Consider the following 23,364-nt stretch of genomic DNA (forward strand, 5'->3'; position numbering starts at 1 on the left):
CGGTGGAGGTCGAGCCGACGCCCTCGCAGGACACCTCGGTGACCGGCGAGATCACCGGGGAGGGTGAGCTCCCGCAGGCCCCTGGCGCGTCGGTCGACGACCTGTCCCCAGGGACATGTGTCGGCCGCTACATCATCCTCGGTCGCCTCGGCGCCGGCGCCATGGGCGTCGTCTACGCCGCCTTCGACCCCGAGCTCGACCGCAAGATCGCCCTCAAGCTGCTGAACTCCGGCGGCAGCGCCCGGCTCGACGCCCGCGCCCGCCTGCTGCGCGAGGCCAAGTCGCTGGCCCGCCTGTCGCACCCGAACGTGGTCGGCGTCCACGACGTCGGCACCTACGGCGACCACATCTTCCTCGCCATGGAGTTCGTCCCCGGGCGCACGCTCACCGCCTGGCTCAAAGAACAGCCGCGGCGCTGGCCCCAGGTGCTGGAGGTCATGCGCTGCGCCGGCGAGGGCCTGGCCGCCGCCCACGCCGCCGGCCTGGTCCACCGCGACTTCAAGCCCGACAACATCCTCATCGGCGACGACGGCCGCGCTCGCGTCCTCGACTTCGGCCTCGCGCGCGCCTCCGGCGAGGCGCCCGAGAACCTCTCGAACGACAGCGAGGCGCTCGCCGCCATCGCCTCCGCCTCGACCTCCGGCGCCCACCGCTCGCGCGCCCACGCAGCCGAGCTCGCCCTCGTCACCCGCACCGGCGCGCTGATCGGCACGCCCGCGTACATGTCCCCCGAGCAGCACCTCGGCCGCCCCGCCGACGCGCTCAGCGATCAGTTCTCGTTCTCGATCGCCCTCTACCAGGCGCTCTACGGCGTGCGCCCGTTCAGCGGCGCGCGCCTGTCGTCCCTCGCCTATCAGATCATGAAGGGCAAGGTCGAGGCCCCGCCCGCCGGCTCGCAGGTCCCGGGCTGGCTGCGCAAGGTGGTCGTCCGCGGCCTCGCGCTCGACGCCGAGGACCGCTGGCCGTCGATGCGCGCCATGCTGACCGCCCTCGCCCGCGAGCGCGGCCTCGGTAGGCCCGGCGCCTGGCTGCTCGGCGGCCTCGCCGGCCTCGGCTTCGGCCTGGCGCTGTGGCTCACCCGCGACCCCGCCGTCAGCCCGTGCCAGGGCAGCGCGCAGCGGCTCGCGGGGATCTGGGACGCGGCCCGCGTCGCCGAGATCCAGCAGGCCTTCCTCGCCTCGGGGGCGCCCTACGCCGCCGACGCCTGGCAGAGCGTCGACAAGGCGCTCTCGGCCTACGCCCAGCGATGGGTCGCGGCCCACCACGACGCCTGCGCCGCGACGCACATCTACGGCGAGCAGTCGGAGCGCATCCTCGACCTCCGCACCCGCTGCCTGAACCGCCACCTCGGCCGCTTCAAGGCCCTCAGCGACGGCCTCGCCCGCGCCGGCGCCGGCACCATCGAGCACGCCCCCGAGGCCGCCTCGCTGCTCGGCGACCTCTCGACCTGCGCCGACGCCGAGGCGCTCGACAGCGTGGTCCCGGCCCCCGAAGATCCCGCCAAGGTCGCCGACGTCGAGGCCCGCCTGGCCGACGCCGGGGCCCAGGAGCTGGCCGGCGACTACACGCGAGCCTTCGAGCTGGCGCTGCTGGCCGTCAACGAGGCGACCGCCCTCGCCTATGCGCCGCTCGAGGCCGAGGCGCTGCGGGTGCGCGCGCGGATCCAGCGGCGCCTGGCTCGCCACGACATGAGCGCCGAGTCGCTCACCGCCGCCATCGCCGCCGCCGCCCGCGGCCGCGACGATCACACCGCCGCGACCGCCTGGACCGACCTCGTCTACCACGTCGGCACCCACAAGCCCGACGCCGTCCGCCTCGACGCCCACCGCCTCGCCGCCGAGGCCGCGATCGTGCGCGCCGGCGACGACGCCTCGCTGCGGGCCCGCCTCGACCTCGGCGTCGCCAACGGCCTGCGCCTGCTCGGCCGCTACGACGAGGCCCTCGCCCCGGCCCAGCGCGCGCTCGCGCTGTACGAGCGCGACGACCCCGGCAACGCCCACAACCTCGCCGACGCGCTGCACAGCCTCGCGCTGATCCACCAGCGCCGAAACCACGTGGCCGACGCCCAGCGGGCCTTCGACCGCGCCATCGCGGCCCACGAGCGCGCCTACGGCCGGGCCCACCCGGTCACCGCCAGCGTCCTCAGTCACGCCGCCGTGCTCGCGCTCGAGCAGGGCGACCTCGATCGCGCCGACGCGCTCGCGCGCGAGGCCCACGACGTGCGCCAGCGGAGCTTGCCCCGAGGCAACGTCGCCCTCGCCGAGTCGGCCCGGATCCTCGCCGAGATCGCGGCCCTGCGCGGCGACCTGGATGGCGCCCAGGCCCGCTACGACGAGGCGCTGGCGATCTACCGCGACCAGCCCGACGTCGACGCCATGCACCGGGCCACCCTGCACAACGACCTCGCCATCCTGGCCGACCAGCGCGGCGACCTGCCCGGCGCGCGCCAGCACTACCGGGACGCGCTCGAGCTGTACCGCCAGCGCTTCGGCTTCGAGCACGTGTACGCGCGGATCGTCGAGCGCAACCTCGTCGAGGTCGCGCTGTGGCTCGGCGATCCGGCGGCCGCGTTGACGCTGGCCGATCGGCTGATCGCCAGCGCCCCGCGCGAGCCGCCGATCGAGCCGCCGGTGCCCTACGTGCTGGCCTTGCGGGCCCAGGCCCTGCTCGCGCTCGGCCGCGACGCCGAGGCGCGCGAGGCCGCCGAGCGCGCCGTCGCCGACCTCGACGCGCACCTCGGCGGCGCCCCGGACGCCGAAGAGGCGGCGATCGTGCGCGCCACCCTGGCCCGCGTGCTCCCGACCGGCGGCGACGACGGCAAGCGGCGGCTGGCGCTGATGCTGCTCGCCGAGCCCGAGCTGCGCCGCGCCGCCGAGGCCAAGAAGACCGCCGCCGCGCGAGCGCTGGCCGCCGTGCACGACCTGGCCTCGCCGCCCTCGCGACCTTGACCTGTCCCGAGCGACCTCCCCGAAAGGACAGGTCGGATCGGCCAGTCGATGACGTCGGCGAGTGCGGTTCGCGGCCCCTCGCCCCCAAAACACGCGCATGGAGGCAATGACGGATCGGTCGTTCGCTTCTCACGCGTCGCCCGCGGGGGTAAGTTCGACCGACCTACGAACCGGCTTGCTTACGGACTCCCGGCCGTCTTTCCCGGCCTGATCGGCACCGCCATGCACAAATTCGACCTCCGCTCCTCCCTCGCGCTCGTCGGCGGCTTCGGCCTCCTCGTCGCCTGCCCCCCCGGCGGCGGCACCACCACCGAGACCGACACCGACACGTCCAGCAGCGAGACGAGCACGACCGAGCTGCCCGGCACCAGCGTGGCGCCGACCACCGATCCGACCACGACCACCGGGACCACCGTCCCGACCACGACCGAGACCACCACCGCGGCGACGACGACCACGACCACCACGACCACCACCGGCGAGCCCGACGGGGCCCTGTGCGTCGCGCTGGGCGGCCAGGACGGGATCGCCGCGCTGGTCGCCGCCGCGGTCCAGGGCGTGCTGCTCGACGACAAGATCAACGCCTATTTCCTCAACAGCGACGTCGACGGCGGCAACCTCGGAACCTGCCTCGAGAAGCAGCTCGGCGCGCTCGCCGGGTGCGACGGCGTCGAATACGACTGCCAGGACATGCAGGCCGCCCACGCCGGCCTCGGCATCTCGGCCCTCGATTTCGCCGACTTCGCCGCCGACTTCGCCGTCGCCCTCGACACCCACCAGGCCAGCCACCCCGAGCTCGGCGACGACGACAAGGACACCATCCTGTCCGCGCTGGCGGCGATGGAGGCCGACATCGTCGAGGACCCCGACGGCGACCAGACCCTCTACCAGCGGCTCGGCCGCAAGCCGGCGCTGCGGGCCCTCGTCGGCGTCTCGGGCGAGGCCGGCTCGTTCCTCGACAACGTCGCCCTCGACCCGGCGATCAACGGCTTCTTCGGCGCCGCCGACCACGCCCGCCTCAACACCTGCCTCACGCGCCAGCTCGGCGGCATCGACGGCCCGAGCAAGTACGGCCTCGAGGTCGACGCCCCCGCGCCCGCCGACCCGGGCGTCGCCGCCGCCAACCCCTGCAAATCGATGGCCGAGGCGCACGAGGGCCTGACCGACGCCAAGGACATGGGCGGCATCGACATCATGGACTTCGGCGCCCTGCTGGGCGACCTCGTCGCCGCCATGAACACCTTCATGGTCCCCCAGCCCGACCAGGACGTGCTGCTCGGCGTGCTCGGCTCGATGTGCGAGGACATCGTCATGCTGTCGGCCAAGAACGACTGCCCGACGGCGCAGAAGCTCGAGGTCGTCGAGGCGACCGCGATCGGCGGCATGGTGATCGACGAGATCTACGACGGGTCGTTCGCCACCATGTGGTGCCACGAGATCGAGGTCCCCGACGACCCGATCAACTTCGTGCGCGGCGTCGAGCTCAAGCTCGGCATCAACCACAACTGGGTCGGCGACCTCACCGTCAAGCTGATCAGCCCCGAGGACAAGGTCCTCACCCTGGTCAGCCGCCCCGGCCTGCTCGAGATGAACGACGACGGCGGCGGCTGCTGCGGCGACAGCGCCAACCTCTCGAAGGACTTCCCGCTCACGTTCAAGGACGGGGCCCTCCACGCCGCCGAGGACCTCGGCAAGGCGCTCGCCAACACCAACCAGGTGGTCTGCAAGGACGACGGCATCAACCCGTGCGAGTGGGCGCCCAGCCCCGGCTCGGGCCCGGGCATGAGCTTCGCCGACTTCTTCGGCGACACCGCGACCGGCACCTGGCGCCTGTGCGTCGCCGACTCCAACATCAACGACGCCGGCCTGGTCGACTCGATCGCGCTCGCCGTCCAGCGCGTCAAGTACGACCCGATGCCCTGAGCTCCGGGCCGGCGCCCGCTGGGCGCGCCGTCACGATCGCGCGAGGGACATGTCCCCATGGACATGTCCCTCGTTCTCGCTCGCTATGGACATGTCCCGATGGACATGTCCCTCACGACCGGGCTGCCTGGACATGTCGCAGAGGACATGTCCCTCGCGACCGGGCCGTCAGGACATGTCCCGACGGCCCGACGCGGTCACTCGCCCGCCAGCACCTCGCGCGCCCGCTCGCCGGCCGAGGAGAACGGCCCGCGGGCGATCTCCTGCAGCAGCGCCTGGGCCTCGCGCGCCGGCATGTGGCCCTCGACGGCGTTCAGCGCGGCCCAGTAGGCGCTCTCGTTGCGGTCGACGGCCAGGCGCTGGCGCAGGAATCCGACCGCCTCGGGCAGCGCCATGAACCGGGTCGCCCCGCGCAGCGCGTCGGCCCGGACGGCGTCGTCAGGGTCGTTGACGGCGGCGTGCAGGAACAGCGGCGCGAGCTCCGGGTGGTCCTCCATGTTGCAGCCCTGCCACGCCATCGAGCGCCGCACCGCGGAGGAACGGTCCGACAGCAGCGTGGTCACAAGCTGGGTCAGGCGCGGGTCCTCGGGCAGCCAGTGCAGGCGCTCGGTCAGCTCCTTGCGCACGTCGGCGCTCGGGTTGCCCTGCGCGTGCTGCAGGTAAGTGCCGAACACGAGGTCGACGCCGCCGTAGTTGTGAGACAGGGCGATCGCCGACAGGCACTGCGCCTGGACCTCGGGCGACGGGTCCTGCGCGGCCCAGTTGGCCACGAACTGCATGACGTCGAGCTGCTCGACGAGGCTCGCGGTGGCCCCGAACGCGGCCGCCCGCACCGAGACGTCGTCGTCCTGGCACAGCTGCAAGATCAGCTCGCGCCGCCCCTCGAGGTCGGCGTCGGCGTCGAGGTACAGCGAGGTAGCGAGCCGCGCCCGCACCTCCGGCGCCGGGTGCCGCGCGAGCTTCTGCACCAGCGGCAGCCCGCCCTCCTCGGCGAACTTGGCCGCCACCACCACGACCTCCTCCATCAGATGCGAGGGCAGGTCGCGCCCGGCCAGCCCCTCGAGCGCCCGGATGTGCTCCGGCTTGGCCCGGTCGTCGAGCACCGTGCCCCACGCCGCCAGCGCGGCCCGCCGCACCGAGTCCTCGCGGTGGTTCTCGACCAGCTTGAGCAGGAAGGCGTGGATCCCGGTGAAGTTGTTGTCGCGGTCGTACGCCTCGCCCTGCAGGTCGCTCAGCGCGTTCTCCAGCTCGTCGGTGTCGCGCGAGGTGAGCCCGGGGAACCGCTCGAGCACCACGTTCTCGCCGTCACCCATGCCGAGCAGCGACTTGACGGTGCCGAGCACGCCGCGGCCGCCGCCGAGCACGGTGAGCGGGGCCTCGGCCGAAGGGTCCTTGACGCTGGGGATGTCGGCGGAGGCGACGACCTTGTAGGTGGCCTCGGGCTTGGCATCCTCGGGGATCTTGCAACGAAACTCGAACTTGTTGTGGCTGCCCGGGGCGAGGTCACGATCCTGGGCGATCACGTTGCTCACCAGCACCTTGACGTCGATCGAGGGCAGCGAGCTGCCCTCCTTCGACTGCACCAACACCGAGACGATGTCGACCTTGAGCGCCGTCAGCTTGAGCGGCTTCTTGCCGCCGGTCAGCGTCAGCGAGCCGGCCACGGTGCCGCCAGGCGGGACCTTGTCGAGGTCGAGCTTGAGGTCGAGCTGTGTGCCGCCACCGAAGAGTTTGTTGAGCAGTCCCATGCGTGGCCGGATGGTATCACCGGGTCAAGCAGCCACGAGGGCAGCGCGACGGCGGGGCACGCCCTCGCAAGGCCCCGTCGTTCGCGAAGCCCGCGACGGGCCGCCAGCGAGACGCTGTTTCGCCGCGGCACGGTGAACCCCCGACCCCCACGTTCGCGGGGATCCACCGCCCTCACCGGCCATCGGGCGGCAGATCGGTCCGTTCGCTCAAGCACGCCGCGTGGCCGAGGATCACGTCGCCGTCGCGGGTGGCCGTCGGCGTCGGCCGCCAACCCGCGGCCACCCGGGCCGCCAGCAGCTCGTCGGCCGTCGGCGCGTGGTCCCAGACGGCGACCGCCGTCACGCCCCCGAGTCACGTGGTGTCGTACACGAGGTGCAGCGCGCCCTCGTAATGCACCACGATGTCGTGGGTGTACTCGTCCTGGGTGATGACCTCGAGCAGCCGCGCCCGGCCGCCGCCGCACCAGCGAGCGACCACCGCCAGCGTGTGCTGCGACGCGACGATCGCGGCGATCTCGGCGAGCCGGGCAGGATCGAGGCCGACGCGATCGACGAGCATCGACAATACGGTAGCACCGCCGTCAAGACCGCGAGCCGAAGTAGAACCCGACCAGCGCCGCCAGCCCCTGCTCGAGCCCGAGCCGGCCCACGCCCACGGTCGCCGCGTCCGGCAGGACATGGAAGAAAGCGTGGAGCGCCAGCGCGCCGACGGCCGCGATGCCGACGATCGCCCGCATGTCCTCGAGGACACGTGACGTGCCGCCGATGCGCCGCTGCAGCCAGCCCGTCACCCGCGTGAGCAGCAGCCCGAGCACGAACGCGAACGCCAGCACGAGCGTCACCACCCCGCGCTGCGACGCCGCGCCCTCCTGCCGCATCACGATCACGCCGACGCCGACGAGCCCGGCGATCAGCAGCAGGCGCACCGAGCCGCGCGGCAGCCACAGCGGCGGCGGGCCAGCGGACGCGTCCGCGGGCGCCTGGGCCCGGGCCGCGAAGTAATGCCCGAGCACCACGAACAGCAGGCTCTCGAGCGCCTCCGGCGGCGCCTCGTCGGGCGCGCGCACCAGCAGCCCGCAGACCGTGCCGACCACCCCGAGCGCCAGCAGCGCCCGCACGCTGCCCGCCGGCAGCCCGAGCGCGTGCCGCCGCCGCCAATCCGCCGTCGCCGCCGTGTCGCTCACGCCCGGATTGTAGGCCGCGCGCCGGTCCGCGCGGCCCGACGATTTTCGCCCCTCGCCCGCGCGCGATCGCCAGTCGCCGACCGGATCGCCGCCGCAGCGGCGCGGCCCCGCCCTCGCCCTGCATCGCCGGCGCCGCGCCGGCGAATGTCATCACATGTCCGCAGAGACAGCTCGCCGCGATCCGGCGAATGACGTCACTCGAGCCGCACCGGCACCGCCTCGGGGCTGTCGATCTCGCGCGGGAGGACCCCGATCCACGAGATGCGCGCCCCCTGCGGCAGCACCGGCGGCCGGCCTTCCTCGACCTCCGCGACCGCCTCGCGCTCCTCGTCGGTCGAGAAGCACAGCCCCTCGACGCCCTCGAGCAGCAGCACCTCGTTGACCGGATCCAGCAGCAACACGCCGTCGATCTCGCCGAGCGTCACGCCGAGCCCCAGGCCCTCGGCCGTGCGCCCCGGGTGCTCGTCGTGGATCCCCACCTGCGTGACCACCTCGTCCTCGATGAACAGGGTGACGTCCCGCGAGTGGACCAGGCGCATGTCGCCGCGCTGCTCGAGCACGACCGCCCCCGCGCCCTCGAGCAGCGCCTCTTGCGGCCCCGCCGGCTCGCCCACGCGGAACGGGCCGATGCATTGTCCCGGGATGATTCGCAGCTGTTCTTCCACGCGCCGGCTCCTCGTCGGCGCGCACCCTAACAGCTCGCCGGGGCCGCGAGAAGCCGCGCACAGCCATCCCCCGGCGGCCAGCACTGGCCATTCGCTCGCCCATCGCCAATGTCCAGGGTCGCCGCGTCCCCAGCGCCGGCACCCCCTCATCCGGGAAATCCCGAAATCCGCCGCAGGCGGCCTCGACGGCGGCCTCCGGCGGCGAATTCGCTGCTTGCGCGGACCCGGGACCGCGATCATGCCGCCCGGACAGGAGTCGTATGATGACGTCGTCCCGCGGGTTTTGGATGTGGGTGGTGGGGCTGTGTACTGTGGGCGCGTGTGACGGGCCGGCGCCCGAAGCGGACGCCGCCGTCGAGCTCCGCGAGCAGGTCGCCAACGGCCTCGAGCTGAACTCTGCCGTGCTGAACGGCATGCGCATGAACGGCATGCGCATGAACGGCGCCACGTTCAACGGCATGCGCATGAACGGCATGCGCATGAACGGCATCAACCTCAACGGCCTCGGCTTGACCGGCAGCAGCCTGTCGGCCACGGGGATCGTGAACGGCGCGCCCAAGGTGTTCACCGGCACGCAGCTCGAGACCGCCGAGATCGACCTCGACATCGACGGCGCCGCCTGGAAGCTGCGCTTCGACGACATCTACAAGAACCCCGCCGCCCCCCAGGGCGACGTGTGGTTCTACGAGATCTCGGTCCAGGCCCCGGGCGACACCGGTTGGGACAGCCTCTGCTACGACCACCTCGGCCAGCCGACTCAGGCGATCCCGCTCGCCAATTACTGGGACCTCACCACCGGCGCGCGGATCGTCGACCCCACCGTCGTCACCTTCGCCTGCCGCGACGCCGTGCTCGCCAAGTGCGTGGAGTGGGGCTACCGGCCGTGGGCCAAGGTCGGCTCGACCTCGCTGGCCAACCACCACCAGGCCTGCACCCGCATGACGCGCGCCGACTACTGCGGCGACGGCACCAGCCACACCTTCACCGGCACGCCGATCGACATCTTCGACAAGCTGACCCCGCGGATCCAGAGCTCGACCACCCAGACTCGCCAGAGCTGGGGCCCCGAGGCCGAGTGGGGCCCCAACGGCGCCGTCTGCGTGGGCGACATGATGCGCCTCAAGCTGTTCGACGACGCCGGCGTCCCCTACACCTACCCGTCCTGCCTCGACGCCATCGACGACTTCAGCTCCTGCGGCACCCTCTCGCCCAGCCGCAACGGGCTGATCGCCAACCGCTTCTGCGACAAGTGGGGCGACCAGCCGCAGCAGTGCAACAGCAAGGACAACAACGGCGACGACGACGAGGACGACGGCGACGATTGACCCGAAGGCCAGGTCCGCAATGCTCGGACCTGTCCCCGGGGACACCTCGCGAAAGAGGCCGCCAGCGCGACGCTGGCGGCCTCTGCCGTTTTATCGACCGCCCGCGGGCGGCCTCAGCGCGCCTCGGCCAGCTTGCCCGAGGTCGTCGCCAGGTACTCTTCCCACTTGCGGATCGTCAGCGCCTGGAACGCGTGCACCGCCGGGTTGAGCTCGGCGATGGGCGCCTGCCAGTGGCGGTTGTAGCCGTCCTGCTCGGCCTCGACCGCGACCCCGTCCTCCTCGAGCAGCGGCTTGAACACCACCTGCTTGGCGATCCCGAGCACCGGCTCCATCACCTGGCGCGGGATCTGCAGCGGCAGCCCCGGGACCTTGAAGCTGTCGAAGTAGAACAGGAAGAACGAGCGGGTGGTCTGCTCGTCGATCGGCAGGCAGAAGCACCAGTCCTTGATCTTCCCGTCGGTGTCCGACCACTGATACGGGTATTGATAGCAGAGCGTCATCGCATTGACGTTGGTGCGCTTGCGATCGACGAAGTGCTTCATCAGCGGCCCGTCGGCCACCTTGGTGTCGTACGACACGTAGACGCGGTCGCCGTCGACCCGCAGGTCGGTCAGCGTCGAGTCCGTGAACGGGCGGAACCGCCGGTGCAGGTACGCGTGGGTGAAGTCGCTGACGTTGTCGATGATCATCGAGTGGTGGGCCTTCCACGTGAAGTCCACCAGCAGCTTGGCCCACGGCTTCGGCCCGTCGAGCTCCGGGATCTCCGGCATCGGCGTCGCGTCGGCGCGCGCCGGGTCGCCGAAGAACACCCACACCAGGCCATAGCGCTCGCGCACCGGGTAGTGGCGCAGCTCGATCTTCGGCAGCGGCTTGCCGAACAGCTCGTGCGGCACCTTGCACAGCTTGCCGTCGCCGCCGTACGCCCAGCCGTGGTACGGGCACACCACGTTGCAGCCCTCGACCCGCCCGCCCGACAGCTTGAGCTGGCGGTGCGCGCAGCGGTTGTCGATCGCGCGCAGGGCCCCGTCCTCGCCGCGGAACACCGCGACCGAACGGCGCCAGAACGTCACCTCGACCACCTTGCCGACCGGCACCGCGCGCGCGTACTCGACGGCGTACCAGTGATTGGGGTCGAGCCCGGCCGCGCGGACCTTCTGCCGCTTGTTGCGCGCCTCCTCGAAGCTCGGCGGCGGCGCGCGCCCGATCGTGTGCAGCATCTCCGTCATCGTCATCCTCGTCCTGTCTCGAACAGCGGGCGGACCTCGCCCGCGGGCCCGCGCCGCGGCAGCATTCGCCGCAGCAGCGCCAGCGGAAAGAGCACGTACGGCGCATACAACAGCGCCACCAGCCACGGCACCGTCGGCCGCGGCTCGCCGAAGGTGTGCACCCCGAGGAAGATCACCATCGAGTAGAGCATCACCGACGCGTAGATGATCGCGGGCCAGCGGATCCACTCGCGCCGGCGCACCAGCGCGACCGCCAGCACCGCGTAGAACGGCCCGAACACGAAGGCCGACACGCACGACGCGATCTGCAGCCACAGCGGGTTCAGCACGATCAGCGGATCGTAGGTGCTGCCCCACCAGTAGAAGAAGCCGCGCAGCCCCTCCGTCGCCGGCGCCATCGGCCCCGGCTCGAGCGCGGCCATGCGGTCGAACAGCAGCGACGTGCTGCAGAAGCTGAGCGCGAACACCAGCAGGACGCGGTCGATCCAGCGCACCTGGACATGTCCCTCGTGACCTGTCACGTCCGCCATGTCCTCTCGCTCATGTCCCTGCGGACTGCTGGCCGACCCGCCGGTAGCGGACCCGGCACGGCGGGCGCGGGCCGACGATCAGGTTGGTGTAGTCGACCGGGTAGCTCGGGTCGAGCAGGTCGAACTCGAAGTTGCGCAGCAGGTGGCTCCACAGCGCGCGCAGCTGCAGCTGGGCGAACACGATGCCCATGCAGCGGTGGCGCCCGGCCCCGAACGCGATGTGGCCGTAGGGCCAGCGCTTGTCCTCCTCGCGGCCCGGCATGAAGCGGTCGGGGTCGAACCGGTGCGGCTCGGGGAACACCTCCGGCACCCGCTGACCGACCGCCGGCGAGGCGATGATCATGCTGCCCTCGGGCACCTGCTTGCCCTGGAACTCGAACGCCTTGAGCACGCGACGCATCACCAGGATGATCGGCGGGTACAGGCGGAGGGCCTCCTTGATGGTGGCCTCGAGCAGCTTCATCTTCTGCAGGTCGTCGTAGGTGATGCGCTCGCGGTCGCCGAGGATCTCGCGCTGCTCGGCGACGAGGCGGCGGAAGATGTGCGGGTGCTGGGCCAGCAGCACCGCGATCCACGAGAACGTCACGCCGCTGGTGTGGTGGCCGGCGAACATGATCGTCAGGATGAGCCCCGTGATCTCGTCGACCGTCAGCTTGCGCCCGTCGGCGTAGCTCGACTCGACCAGCGTCTGCAGGATGTCCTCGTGGGTGTGCGCGTCGGAGCGGCGCTCGGCGACGATCTTCTCGATCAGCTCGACCATCTTGACCCGCGCCTTGTCGCGCCGGCGCATGGCCGGCAGCGGCAGGTACGGGGCGAAGAACGAGATGACGTTGATCCCGCCCTCGAGGTCGGCGTACAGCTCGGAGAACTCCTTGCTGAGCTTGAACCGCATCTTGTCGCCGAGCAGGCAGCGGGTCGACGTGTAGAGCGTCACCTCGTTGCCGACCTCGAGCATGTTGACCTCGCCGGTCTGGCCCCACTTGCCGAAGAAATGCTCCGACTCGGCGATGAAGCCGTCGGTGTAGGTCCGCAGCCGGCTCTCGCGCAGCGCCCCGTGGAAGAAGCCGAGCTGCTCCTTCATGATCTGCGGCTCGGCGTCGTAGGCGATGCCCTTGCCGAACACCGGCGTCATCAGCTGGTACGCCTCGCGCTGGCTGACCTCGTCGTCGCGGAAGCGGAAGTACTTCTCCTGCGCCGCGTGGCCGGTCATCACCACGCCGAGGGTGCCCGGCAGGCGCACGCAGAAGATGTCGCCGAACATGTCGCGCCCGCGCTGGACCATCGCCACCGGGTTCGAGCGCAGCTCGCCCGCGTGGCCGACGAACGGCAGGCCGCCCGGCAACATGGGCGGCAAGTTGGGGAGGTCGAGCGGGAGCGGGCGCAGCGTCGACAGCAACGTCGTCGCCGTCTGACGCACGTGTTCGGGGACCGTGAGCATCGAGGGGCACGCTACCGCAAGCCCCCGCGCCGACGCCCGCGCGGCGGCTGTGAGAGAACTTCACGCGTCGACGCCGCGGACGCAGGCGGTCCACAGGTCCAGATCGCCCGCTTCGGCGTCCGCGACCGCGGCCGTGTGCGCGGCGCCAGGTGACTTCGCTTCGACGCGCGTCGCCCGGGCCACGGCCGCCTACGCCCGCGTTTGTCCTGGCCCTGCGAACCGCCGCGCACACGCCCCCGGCCGCGCCCGTTCGGGGCTTTCCCCAGCCGGAAGCTCGCGGTCTGGCCCGGGCGCTGCCACGCCCCCGACAGTGATCGGCGCCACACTGCTGCGCGCCGCCCCGATCGCGTCGAGCGGCAGCAAAAATCGCGGCCTACGCGTCGGCGCCAATTTGTCCCCGGTCCGCGAGGCCGCGCCTCCACGGCGAAGGACCTTCAATCGCGCGTGTACCACCACGCCCACGCCAGCAGCACCAGCTGCAGCGGCACCCGCACCCACAGCGCCGTCTGCGACGCCGGCAGCCCCTCGACCTGCACGCCCGCCACCGCGTGGTGGATGTTGGCCGGCCACATCGCCAGCAACAGCGCGAACACCCCCCAGGCCGCCGCCTTGCGCGTGCGCGGGACCAGCAGCCCGAGCCCGCCGGCGATCTCGAGCACGCCGGTGATCAGCACCAGCTCGTAGTGCCACGGCAACTGCGGCGGCATGATCGCCATGAACCGGTCCGGGATCACGAAATGCCCGACCCCCGCCGCGATCAGCAGCGCCGCCAGCACCCCCAGGAGCACCCGCTTCGGGATCGACATCCGGCCAGTGTGACAGATCGCCGCGCGCCTCACAGCGCCCGCGCGCTACCCTCCCGCGCATGGAGCTCACCGACGTCCGCTACGACCGCGAGGGTGCGACCGCCCTCGTCACCCTCGATCGCCCCGCCGCGCGCAACGCCTACAGCGAGGCGATGGTCGAGAGCCTGGTGCACGCGATCGACCTCGCCGAGCGCGACGAGGCCGTGCGCGTCGTCATCCTCACCGGCGCCGGCCCGGCCTTCTCCGCCGGCGGCGACCTCAAGCGCATGCTCAACAAGGAGGGCATGTTCGCCGGCGGGCCAGCCGAGCTGCGCCGCCAGTACGTCGACGGGATCCAGCGGATCTCGCGGCGCCTGGCGCTGACCGACAAGCCGATCGTGGCCGCCCTCAACGGCCCGGCGATCGGCGCGGGGCTCGACCTGGCGTGCATGTGCGACCTGCGACTGGCCGCCCGCGGGGCCCAGTTCGGCTCGACCTTCGTCAAGGTCGGCCTGGTCCCCGGCGACGGCGGGGCCTACTTCCTGGCCCGCACGATCGGCTTCTCGCGCGCGCTCGAGCTCATGCTGACCGCCCGCGTGATCGACTGCGACGAGGCGCTGCGGATCGGCCTGGTCCACCGCGTGGTCGAGCCCGACGAGCTGCTGCCCGCCGCCCGCGCCCTGGCCTCCGAGCTGGCCGCCCTGCCCCCGGTGGCCCTGCGCCTGACCAAGCGCGCCGCCTACCGCAGCCACGAGGTCGGCCTCGACGCCGCGCTCGAGCTGGCCGCGACCTACCAGGGCGTGGCCCAGACCACCGCCGACCACCGCGAGGCCGTCGCCGCGATGCTCGAGCGCCGCCCGCCCCGCTTCACCGGCGAGTGAGCTGTTTCCAAGGGACATGTCCTCCAGGGCATGGCCTCAAGGACATGCCCCATCGAGCATGTCCCTGCGGTCCGCCGGGCTCACGAACCGAAGCAGTGCACCGCGCCCTCGATCTCGCCCGGGCAGTCGCTGTTGTTGCACGCGTCGACGTGATCGCCGCCGCAGAACGGCTGGCACGCCGCGGCGCACGGATAGCCCGGCACGCACCCGTCGGGGTTGGGCAGGCACGCCGGCAGAGCGACCCCGCACTGGCCGTCGAAGCTCTGCACGCACACCTCATCGTCGGCGCAGCCGCACGGGTTCGCGTCCTCGGTGGTCGCCTGGCCCGTCGTCGACGGCGCCCCGGTCGTGCTCGTGCTCGTGCTCGTGGTCGGCGCGTCGGCGGTGCTGCTGCTCGTGGTGCTGCTGCCCGTCGTCGTCGTCCCGGCGGCCGTCGTGCTCGTATCGGATGTCGAGGCGCTGGTGGTGTCGCTCTGCGGACCGCAGGCGGCCGTCAGCGCGAAGGCGAGGCCGATGATTGGATGTGTCGATACAGACATGGCGTCACGGCTCGACGGCCACCAGCCGGCCGAAGATCGCGTGCCCGCCGATCCAGCCGTTGATCTTGCCGTGGTTGTTGCCGATCTGATATCGGCCGTCGCTGGCGATGGCCTTGACGATGTGGAGATAGTCGGCGCCGCGGATCTGGCACAGCACGACGTCGCCGGTCTCGAGCTTTTCGAGGTCGATCGGCTCGACGGTGCACAGCTGACCCGACTTGATCCGCGGCGTCATCGAGTTCCCGTGGGGTCGGAACTTGACCGTCGTACCGGCGCGCAGCTTTTCGATGTGATAACGGGCCCAGCCCATGATGCGGCGAGGATGCCCGCTTTCGCCGCCAGGCGCATCTGCGTATCCTTCGCGGCGTGCCGGTCCCCCCCGACCTCCGCGCCCTGCTCGACGCTTTCTTCGCGCCTGCCCCCGGAGCCGGGCCGCTCGCGCTCCTGCACGCCGCGGCCGAGCTGCGCGCGCGCTCGAGCGGCGCGCTCACGAGCGGCGCGATGTTCGAGCTCCAGCGCCCGCTCGTGGGCGGCCCCTGGTGCCCGCGGCTGTTCGGCCCCATCGAGTCGCTGCGCTGCGGCTGCGGCCGGCTCGTCGGCCCCGAGCACCGCGGCGAGACCTGCGAGGGCTGCCACGTGCTCTGCACCGACGAGCCCCTGCGCGACCGACGAGTCGCCCACCTCGAGGTCTCGTTCGGCCTGGTCCACCCGGCGCTCGCGCCCCGCATCGCCGACCTGCTCGGCCTCGACTTCGATGAGCTGCGCGCCGTGCTGCTCGGCGAGGCCGTGTTCCTCGCCGACGGCCAGTTGGTCGCGCACGAGCACCACGGCATCGACTGGGACGACGAGATGTCCTACGAGACAGGTGTGGCCGCGATCCGCCGGCGCCTGGCGACCGCCGTCGATCCCGAGCTCGCGGCCGCCGGCCTGTCCGCCACGGCCCTCGTGCTCACCAGCGTGCCGATCCCGCCGCCCGGCGAGCGCCCGCTGGTTCACTCGCCGCACCTCGACGAGGACCGGTGGTTCCGCGAGCTGTGGTCGGTGCAGGTCGGCCGCGACAACGAGGCGATCGCCGCGCTGGCCGCCCGCGCGCTCCGCAGCGAGCGCCTGCTCGAGCTCGGGGCCCCGAAGATCCTGCTGGACCGCGACTGCGCCGAGGCCCAGCAGGACTTCGAGGCCATGCTCGAGCTGCTGGCGCGCCCGTCCGACGACCCCGGCCGCGCCCCCGATCCGCGGCTGTCCGGCTGGCGCCCCGCCCCGCACCTCGGCGACGACGCGGACCACGTCCCCGGCGCTCCCTATCGGTTCCGCCTCGCCGGCGCCCCGCCGGTCAGCGAAGCGGACGACCGCGACACCCACCACCGCGCCCCGCTGCGCCCCGAGGTCCCGCGCGCCTGCGTGCTCGCCGACGGCGACCGCGCCCTGATCCAGCTCGGCTACGCGCTGCTGCTCGTGCACTGGCCCACGGGACATGTCCTTTGGGTCATGCCGGCGGCCGAGGCCCGGCTGCTCGGCGCGCGCGGCGACTGGGCCCTGTTCGGCGCCAAGTACGGGCGCCAGCTCGACGCCGAGGATCCGACGCTGCTGCACGGCCTTTACGCCCTCGACCTGTCCTCCGGGACATGGCTCGAAGGCCCTTATCCGGACCACCTGCCGGCGATCTTCGTCGAGAAGGGCGAGCCCGAGGACGCGTGGCTGTCCGACTGGCGCGGCCAGCGAGGGGCCCCGGGCGCCGAGGACCTCTCGGGCGACCGCCCCGACGAGTGGGCCCGCAGCCCCGATCACCGCTTCGTGTGGATGTCGTCGAGCCCCGACGACGGCGCCGTCCTCGACAGCGAGCGCGGCGTCGCAGTGCTCATGATCAGCCAGATGCGCGAGCCGGCCGCGGACGATGTGCCGACGGTCGCGCTGACCGGCCCCGAGCGCGACGAGAACGGGGAGATCGAGCATCAAGTCGCCCCGGGCATCGCCCTCGCCCGGGTCGGCGAGGAGTGGCGGATCCTCGTGCCGGGCGGCCTGCTGCGCCGCGACGGCCAGGTCGCGCTCGAGTTCACCGAGGCCGCGATCGAGGGCGCCAGCTTCGACAGCGCCGGCGCGCGCCTGCTGCTGGTCAACCGCGAGGCGCTGCACGTCGTCGAAGTCGAACGGGGGCAGCTGCTCGGGCAGCTCGACCTGCGCCCGCTGGGGCCCGCGCTGGCGCTGCCCGAGTGCGTGCCGGAGGCGCTCGCCGACCTCGTCCTGGCCCACCACGGCACCCTGGCCGCCGCCCTCACGCAGCCCGACGACGCCCTGCGCGCGCTCGGCCTCGACGACGAACAGCTGGCCGCTCTGCGCGCCGAGCGACCGCCGCCGCTGCCGGGCCAGCTCGATTCGACATGCCCTTGAGGCCATGTACAATTCTTCATGTCCTAAGAGACATGCCCGAAGCGACAGCTTCGCCCGCCGCTCGGTGATGGCGCCCGCAGGATCGCCGGCGGACGCGTGAAGGCGAACTGCGCCGCGCGAACCCGACCGCTCGACCGCTACGAAATGGATCGAGACACCGCCATGCGCGCCGCGGTTTCTCTGTCGTCGCTCGTATCGACCCCTTGCTCGCGGGAGGACCTCACCACCGCGGCGACCCCCGGCGCGGCGCGGTTCGGCCTGAAACTTCGGGTCGACGGCAAGGGTCGTCATCGCCGTCGAGGGCCGCCATCGCGGCTGTTTTCGCGGGAGCGCCGCGCGGCCTCGATGCAGCGAATTCCCCATCGCGTTCGACTTGCTCGCCGGGCCACGATCGATCATTCTCCATCCCCGTATGCATCGAATTACTTGTTGTCTTACCGTGACCCTGATCGCCGCCTGCACCCCTGACAAAAACGACACCGACTCCTCGACTTCGTCGAGCACCTCGAGCTCGTCGACCGACGCCACCGGGCCAACCGACGCCACCGTATCGACCGACGCGACTGACGCCACCGCCTCGACCGACGCCACCGACGCCACCGACGCCACCGACGCCACCGCGTCGGCCTCCAGCGCCGACCCCTCCGACACGATGCCGGGCACCACCGGCACCACCGGCGGCGAGGAGGACGAGTTCGGCTTCATCTGCGTGGAGTTGGTCAGGGCCGAGAGCGAGGAGAGCGACCCGTTCGTGGGCACGGCCTCGATCTCCCTCACCCTCGAGCTCGATCCCTGCTTGCGCGACTTCTACACCGAGGCGCACCCCGAGTACGTGAGCGGGCCCGAGGGGCTCGCGGTGCTGGAGGAGTGGCGGGACCGGTTGTGCAGCGAGCCCGTCGTGGGTGGGCTGGTGTCCTGCGAGATCGATCAAATCGAGTTCGGTCTCGCCGATGACGCCCCGGCCACCCTGACCGTGGTCTACAAGGTGCTGGACGCGGCCCAGGTCGACGGGCGCATGCTGCTGTGGGGGCCGGCCCCGCTGGCGGAGCTCGCCGGCTGCGAGCCCAAAGCGCGGCTCACGACGCCGCTCAACCTGGTCGGCTTCCCCGAGAACGGCGGGCCGCTGTGGTCGGCGCAGAGCTGGGATAATCCGGTCGGGCTCGTCAAATCCGAGGCCAGCGGGTGCATCAAGGTCCAGGTGGCGAAGGCCCTGTGAGGAGTCCATCCCCTGGCTGATGCTCGACGGCGGCCCCCGGGTGCGCACGGCCGCGTCGGCTTCGACGCGGTCGCGCCCCGGCCCGCCAGCCCGGCCTTGACGACGCGCGGCGCGACGAGTCGGCGCCGACCTTGCCGATCGAACATGCCCGGGAGGACATGCTCTTCCAAGATGTCCTGTCAAACATGTCCGATGTGACAGCCGACGTCACTCGCCGCTCGGCGGCAGCACGCGCAGGTCCAACGGCTGGTGCGCCGGGTCCGTCACCGGCACGGCGCCCCCGGGCGTTGCCAGATCGACCTGGAAACCCGGATACACATAATTGTCCTCGGACACCGCCTGCACCGAGTAGAACACCCGCTGTCCGTCGGCGCTGAAGGTCCGCGTGCCTGTCCCGAGCTTCTGGCCAGCCGCCGGCGGCGCGTTCACCTGGGTCCGCGCGCCCGGGTTCGCCAGGTCGACGAGCCACAACTGCGAGGCCGGCGTCGCCTCGTCCGGGCCGATGTAGAGCAGCTTCGAGCCCTCGCCATCGAACCCGAGGAAGCCCGGGATCGTGCCACCTTCGGGCAGCGGCGGGTTGACGCGCACCGGCGCCGGCGCCTGATCGAGGCGCACCATCCACAGGTCGTCGCCGCCGTCGGCCGTCGCCTGCGAGAGGTAGAAGAGCAGCGCCGGATCGGGCCCGAAATAGGCCCCACGGAGCTGGCCCCCCGCCGTCGCCGAGGCCAGCTTCACCGGCGAAGACGGCATCGGCCCGCCGAGGTCGACCGCGAACAGCTCGCGCACCTCCGCCTCGGTATCGGCGTAGTACACGGCGAAGCGGCCGTCGGGCGAGAACCTGTCGTCCTTCGAGCTCACCCGACCGGGCGCGTCGTGCAGCGGCACCAGTGGCCCCGCGCTCGTGCCGTCGATGGTGAAGAACGAGAGGTCGCCCAGGCCGTCGGCGCCCTTCCACGCCAGGCCGCCGGTCATGTCGTCGCGGTAATAACCATCCGTCAGCTCCACCGGCGGCCCGGGCGGATTCATCGTCATGTCGATCGCGCGCGTGCCCGCGTGGGAGGTGAGATCGGCGCCGTAATCGTAGTAGAGCGTGGCGCCGTCCGGCGAGAACCATGCCTCGTGAATGAACGCCTCGTCCGCCGGCACCTCGCTGGTCAGCGCAATCGCCTCGCCGGCGTCGCCGGGCCCCGCCCCGGCCAGGAACAATTGCGCGACCTCGTCGCCGTCCGGATCGCCGGAATAGACGATGCGCGAGTCGTCCGGCGACCACGCGAAGCCCCAGCCGCTGATGCCGCCGCCCGCCGCCAGCGGTGGGTTCCACACCTCGGGCACACACGATCCGTCGGCCCCCACGTCGCACAGGTAGACCTCGGCCCCGACCCCGTCCTGGGAGGTGCGGCGCAGCGCCAGCCGGCTCTCGTCCCCGCTCCACCACGTCCCCAGGACCTGAAAACCGGGCTCTCCCGCCAGCTCGACCCGCACCGGGGTGCCGGGCGCCGGCCCGGACATGTCGACCAGCCAGGCCTCCTCCCCGAGCCGCGGATGCGCCGCGACCAGCAGCATCCACCGCTGCGACGGCGACAGCGCACCGGGGAACGGCAGGTGCCAGCCGGTCGGCAGGTTGTGGTTGATGAGCACCGCCGGCCCCGGCTGCGGCCCCGTGCAATCGACGAAGTACATGTCGACCCCGACCTCGTTGTCGTCGGCATAGACCACCCGCGCGGCCCCGCCGTCCGGCGTCTCCCCGGTCGTGCCGGTCGTGGTCGGCGCCTCGCCCGTCGTGCTCGCTTCGTCCGTCGTGCTCGACTCCGCCCCCGTGGTCGGGCTCGTGCCCGGCTCCTCCGTGGTGCTCGCCGTCGCCTCCGTGGTCGCGTCCGTCGCCGGAGCCTCGCTGGTATTCGCCGTATCGCCCGGACAGCCCGCCGCAGCGGCCAGGATGCCCAGCATGGTCAAGGTTCGCGTCATCGTGTGCTCTCCGTCCGCACCTGGAGTACCCGCGCCGGTGCGGCGAATTGCGAGATGACGAAACCCGGCCGTGCGCCGGGTCGGGGGCGCTCGGCCCTGGGCGCGCCCTCGTCCCCATACGCACATGTCCCGGGGGACAGGTCGCTCGCGCGCTCGGGACCAACGAGAATGCGCCGCTGGACCCGGTCCAGCGGCGCACCCTCGACCAGCGCGGCCGTCAGTCGCGATAGCGCTTGGTGAGGTCGCCGTAGGCCTCGATCCGCCGGTCGCGCAGGAACGGCCAGATCCGTCGCACCTGCTCGCTGCGGCCGCGGTCGACCTCGACCACCAGGACCTCGGGCGACTCGCCGGCCTTGGCCAGGAATTCGCCCTGCGGGCCGGCGACGAAGCTGTGCCCCCAGAAATTCAGGCCGGGGTTGACGCCGCTCGGGTCGGGCTCGTGGCCGACGCGGTTGGCCACGATCACCGGCAGCCCGTTGGCGACCGCGTGGCCGCGCTGCACGGTGATCCACGCCTCGCGCTGGCGCATGCGCTCGTCCTCGGCGTCGCGCATGTCCCAGCCGATCGCCGTCGGGTACAGCAGCAGCTCGGCCCCGGCGAGCGCCATCATGCGCGCGGCTTCGGGGTACCACTGGTCCCAGCACACCAGCACGCCGAGCTTGCCGACCGACGTCTCGATCGGGTTGAAGCCGAGGTCGCCGGGCGTGAAGTAGAACTTCTCGTAGTAGGCCGGGTCGTCGGGGATGTGCATCTTGCGGTACTTGCCGGCGATGCTGCCGTCCTTCTCGAGCACGACCGCGGTGTTGTGATAGAGGCCGGCCGCGCGGCGCTCGAACAGCGACGCGACGATGACGATCCCGAGCTCCTTGGCGAGCGCGCCGAGCTCGTTCGACGTGGGCCCCGGGATCGACTCGGCCTGGTCGAACACCGCCGTGTCCTCGGTCTGGCAGAAGTAGAGGCCCGCGTGCAGCTCCTGCAGCAGCACCAGCTCGGCCCCGCGGCGCGCGGCCTCGCGGACGCCGGCCACCGTCGTGCGGAGGTTGTGGTCGCGGTCACCGGTGTTCTGCTGCTGCACCAGCCCGATCGTCCAGGTCGCCTTGCGCGTGGTCATCAGGCCGCCTCTATACGGCTTCCGGCGGCCCCGCGCCAGCACTTCGTGCGCGAGCGCGCGCCGGCTTGTGGCATGCTCGGGCCATGTCTTCGCACCGCCCTGGCCCCCTCGCCCGCGCCTCCGTGGTCATCCTCACCGCGCTGGTCGCGACCCTCGCCCCCAGCGCGCCCGCGAACGCCTGCGGCGGCATGGTCTTCCCCGGCCACGAGGCCCGCGTCGGCGGCATGAGCGACCAGGAGCTCGCCGTCGTGTTCGCCGCCGACGAGACGGTGCTGGTCGCCTCGGCCCGCTACGAGGGCGTCGAAGCGGCCGAGTTCGCGTTCGTGCTGCCCCTCGCCAGCGCGCCGGCCGACGTCCGCGACGGCGACCCGGCCCTGTTCCTGGCCCTCGACGAGCTCAGCGCCCCGCGCGTCGCGGTGTTCGAGAACCAGGACGAATCGATGGGCCTGTGCGGCAGCAGCGACAAGGCCGGCGGTGGCAACAGCCTCGGCGACCCCATGGGCGACCGCGGCGACGTCATGGTCCTCGATCGCGGCGAGACTGCCACCTACGAGTACGTCGTGATCGGCGGCGACACCGGCGTGGCGATCGCCGACTGGCTGGCCGACGCCGGCTACCCGCTGCCCGCCGACTACGCGGCCGCGCTCGAGCCGTACGTCGCGGGCGAGTGGTCGTTCTTCGCCGCCAAGGTCAAGCCCGGGGCCGACAGCGGGGTGTTGGCGCCGATCGAGCTGCACCTGCCGCCGGCCCAGCCCGCGACCTTCGAGGTCCCGCTGGCGATCGCCACCCACTCGATGAAGCCCGGCGCCGAGCTGCGGCTCACCACCTACTTCCTCGCCGGCGGCCCGGTGCTGCCCGCCAACTACGCGGCCCAGGCGGTCGACGACGACGAGCTGGTCGCGCTGTCGGAGAGCGAGACCAACTACGACGCGCTCGAGGCCGCGGTGCTCGCCAGCGACCCCGAGGGCGCGTGGGTGATCGACTTCTCCAACCCGCTCTACGCCGGCGCGCTCGGCGAGGCCTTCGACGAGGGCACCTGGGCCGGCCGCATCGACCCCGAGACCGCCAGCCGCGCGTGGCTCGACGAGTTCGCGACCCGCGCGAAGCTCGACGGCCTCCACCTCACCCGCCTGCGCACCGCCCTGAAGCCGACGCAGGTCCGCGACCTCACCCTGCGCGCCGCCTCCGGCCCGCCGGTCGACAACGTGCACGCCGCCACCTACGACCCCGACGCCGGCGAGGGCTGCCAGATCGACCGCACCGGCCGCCTGCCCCAGCTGCTGCTGCTGCTGCCGGTGCTGGCGTGGATCCGCCGCCGCCCCCGCCGCGCCTGACCTGTAAGGGCAGCCGGTCGCCGCGCATGCCCGAAGGAGCATGTCCTTTCGGGCACGTCCCGTGCTGGCGTGGCTCCGCCAGCTCCCGGCTCCGCCCCCGACCGACGACGCCCGTTCGTGGATCCGCGCCGCGGCTCCTCGACTGGCCGAATGCGCATGTC

General features: G+C 72.2%; 20 protein-coding genes. 7 read left to right on the forward strand and 13 right to left on the reverse strand.

Annotated elements, in window-relative coordinates:
• Nucleotides 1–2: 2 nt before the first annotated feature.
• Both POL25_RS02510 and POL25_RS02515 read left to right on the forward strand, forming a co-directional pair.
• A complete protein-coding gene (locus POL25_RS02510; protein ID WP_272084171.1) occupies nucleotides 3–2,948 on the forward strand; it encodes a serine/threonine-protein kinase in 2,946 nt (981 codons plus the stop codon).
• A 222-nt stretch (nucleotides 2,949–3,170) separates the two neighbouring features.
• Complete coding sequence (locus POL25_RS02515) at nucleotides 3,171–4,871, forward strand: proprotein convertase P-domain-containing protein (protein ID WP_272084172.1); 1,701 nt, start codon at nucleotides 3,171–3,173, stop codon at nucleotides 4,869–4,871.
• Between the two features lie 197 nt (nucleotides 4,872–5,068).
• On the opposite strand, the gene POL25_RS02520 is transcribed toward POL25_RS02515, so the two are convergent.
• The 5 genes from POL25_RS02520 to POL25_RS02540 form a co-directional block, all read right to left on the reverse strand.
• Complete coding sequence (locus tag POL25_RS02520; protein ID WP_272084173.1) at nucleotides 5,069–6,619, reverse strand: HEAT repeat domain-containing protein; 1,551 nt, start codon at nucleotides 6,617–6,619, stop codon at nucleotides 5,069–5,071.
• A gap of 172 nt (nucleotides 6,620–6,791) precedes the next feature.
• Nucleotides 6,792–6,962 (reverse strand): hypothetical protein, encoded by a 171-nt coding sequence (locus POL25_RS02525; protein WP_272084174.1) that lies wholly within the window; start codon nucleotides 6,960–6,962, stop codon nucleotides 6,792–6,794.
• 9 nt (nucleotides 6,963–6,971) lie between these two features.
• Nucleotides 6,972–7,178 carry a hypothetical protein gene (locus POL25_RS02530; protein WP_272084175.1) on the reverse strand — a complete coding sequence of 69 codons (207 nt, stop codon included), beginning with the start codon at nucleotides 7,176–7,178 and terminating at the stop codon, nucleotides 6,972–6,974.
• A gap of 22 nt (nucleotides 7,179–7,200) precedes the next feature.
• Nucleotides 7,201–7,803 (reverse strand): hypothetical protein, encoded by a 603-nt coding sequence (locus POL25_RS02535; RefSeq protein WP_272084176.1) that lies wholly within the window; start codon nucleotides 7,801–7,803, stop codon nucleotides 7,201–7,203.
• Between the two features lie 194 nt (nucleotides 7,804–7,997).
• Complete coding sequence (locus POL25_RS02540; RefSeq protein WP_272084177.1) at nucleotides 7,998–8,468, reverse strand: hypothetical protein; 471 nt, start codon at nucleotides 8,466–8,468, stop codon at nucleotides 7,998–8,000.
• Between the two features lie 260 nt (nucleotides 8,469–8,728).
• Between POL25_RS02540 and POL25_RS02545 the strand changes: the two genes are divergently transcribed.
• Nucleotides 8,729–9,793, forward strand: coding sequence for an ADYC domain-containing protein (locus tag POL25_RS02545; protein WP_272084178.1), 1,065 nt, complete (start codon nucleotides 8,729–8,731; stop codon nucleotides 9,791–9,793).
• Nucleotides 9,794–9,906: 113 nt separating this feature from the next.
• On the opposite strand, the gene POL25_RS02550 is transcribed toward POL25_RS02545, so the two are convergent.
• The 4 genes from POL25_RS02550 to POL25_RS02565 form a co-directional block, all read right to left on the reverse strand.
• The gene (locus POL25_RS02550) at nucleotides 9,907–11,010 is read right to left on the reverse strand and encodes a Rieske 2Fe-2S domain-containing protein (RefSeq protein WP_272084179.1); all 1,104 of its coding nucleotides are present in this window, start codon (nucleotides 11,008–11,010) and stop codon (nucleotides 9,907–9,909) included.
• 11 nt (nucleotides 11,011–11,021) lie between these two features.
• A complete protein-coding gene (locus POL25_RS02555) occupies nucleotides 11,022–11,549 on the reverse strand; it encodes an EXPERA domain-containing protein (RefSeq protein ID WP_272084180.1) in 528 nt (175 codons plus the stop codon).
• Between the two features lie 10 nt (nucleotides 11,550–11,559).
• Nucleotides 11,560–12,987, reverse strand: a complete 1,428-nt coding sequence (locus POL25_RS02560) for a cytochrome P450 (RefSeq protein WP_272084181.1) — start codon at nucleotides 12,985–12,987, stop codon at nucleotides 11,560–11,562.
• Between the two features lie 434 nt (nucleotides 12,988–13,421).
• Complete coding sequence (locus POL25_RS02565) at nucleotides 13,422–13,793, reverse strand: DoxX family protein (protein ID WP_272084182.1); 372 nt, start codon at nucleotides 13,791–13,793, stop codon at nucleotides 13,422–13,424.
• A 59-nt stretch (nucleotides 13,794–13,852) separates the two neighbouring features.
• On the opposite strand from POL25_RS02565, the gene POL25_RS02570 reads away from it, so the two are divergent.
• The gene (locus tag POL25_RS02570; protein WP_272084183.1) at nucleotides 13,853–14,653 is read left to right on the forward strand and encodes an enoyl-CoA hydratase-related protein; all 801 of its coding nucleotides are present in this window, start codon (nucleotides 13,853–13,855) and stop codon (nucleotides 14,651–14,653) included.
• Nucleotides 14,654–14,733: 80 nt separating this feature from the next.
• On the opposite strand, the gene POL25_RS02575 is transcribed toward POL25_RS02570, so the two are convergent.
• Together POL25_RS02575 and POL25_RS02580 are read right to left on the reverse strand one after the other, a co-directional pair.
• On the reverse strand, nucleotides 14,734–15,192 hold the full coding sequence (locus POL25_RS02575; protein ID WP_272084184.1) for a hypothetical protein: 459 nt from the start codon (nucleotides 15,190–15,192) through the stop codon (nucleotides 14,734–14,736).
• A gap of 4 nt (nucleotides 15,193–15,196) precedes the next feature.
• Nucleotides 15,197–15,502, reverse strand: coding sequence for a S24/S26 family peptidase (locus POL25_RS02580; RefSeq protein WP_272084185.1), 306 nt, complete (start codon nucleotides 15,500–15,502; stop codon nucleotides 15,197–15,199).
• 56 nt (nucleotides 15,503–15,558) lie between these two features.
• On the opposite strand from POL25_RS02580, the gene POL25_RS02585 reads away from it, so the two are divergent.
• Both POL25_RS02585 and POL25_RS02590 read left to right on the forward strand, forming a co-directional pair.
• Nucleotides 15,559–17,577, forward strand: coding sequence for a hypothetical protein (locus tag POL25_RS02585; protein ID WP_272084186.1), 2,019 nt, complete (start codon nucleotides 15,559–15,561; stop codon nucleotides 17,575–17,577).
• A gap of 439 nt (nucleotides 17,578–18,016) precedes the next feature.
• The gene (locus tag POL25_RS02590; RefSeq protein WP_272084187.1) at nucleotides 18,017–18,793 is read left to right on the forward strand and encodes a hypothetical protein; all 777 of its coding nucleotides are present in this window, start codon (nucleotides 18,017–18,019) and stop codon (nucleotides 18,791–18,793) included.
• Nucleotides 18,794–19,000: 207 nt separating this feature from the next.
• On the opposite strand, the gene POL25_RS02595 is transcribed toward POL25_RS02590, so the two are convergent.
• Both POL25_RS02595 and POL25_RS02600 read right to left on the reverse strand, forming a co-directional pair.
• Nucleotides 19,001–20,758, reverse strand: a complete 1,758-nt coding sequence (locus POL25_RS02595; protein WP_272084188.1) for a TolB family protein — start codon at nucleotides 20,756–20,758, stop codon at nucleotides 19,001–19,003.
• A 217-nt stretch (nucleotides 20,759–20,975) separates the two neighbouring features.
• The gene (locus POL25_RS02600) at nucleotides 20,976–21,869 is read right to left on the reverse strand and encodes a carbon-nitrogen hydrolase (protein ID WP_272084189.1); all 894 of its coding nucleotides are present in this window, start codon (nucleotides 21,867–21,869) and stop codon (nucleotides 20,976–20,978) included.
• An 83-nt stretch (nucleotides 21,870–21,952) separates the two neighbouring features.
• On the opposite strand from POL25_RS02600, the gene POL25_RS02605 reads away from it, so the two are divergent.
• Nucleotides 21,953–23,203, forward strand: coding sequence for a DUF2330 domain-containing protein (locus POL25_RS02605; protein ID WP_272084190.1), 1,251 nt, complete (start codon nucleotides 21,953–21,955; stop codon nucleotides 23,201–23,203).
• Nucleotides 23,204–23,364: the final 161 nt, after the last annotated feature.

This window comes from Nannocystis bainbridge (assembly GCF_028368995.1).
Lineage (GTDB): Bacteria > Myxococcota_A > Polyangia > Nannocystales > Nannocystaceae > Nannocystis > Nannocystis bainbridge.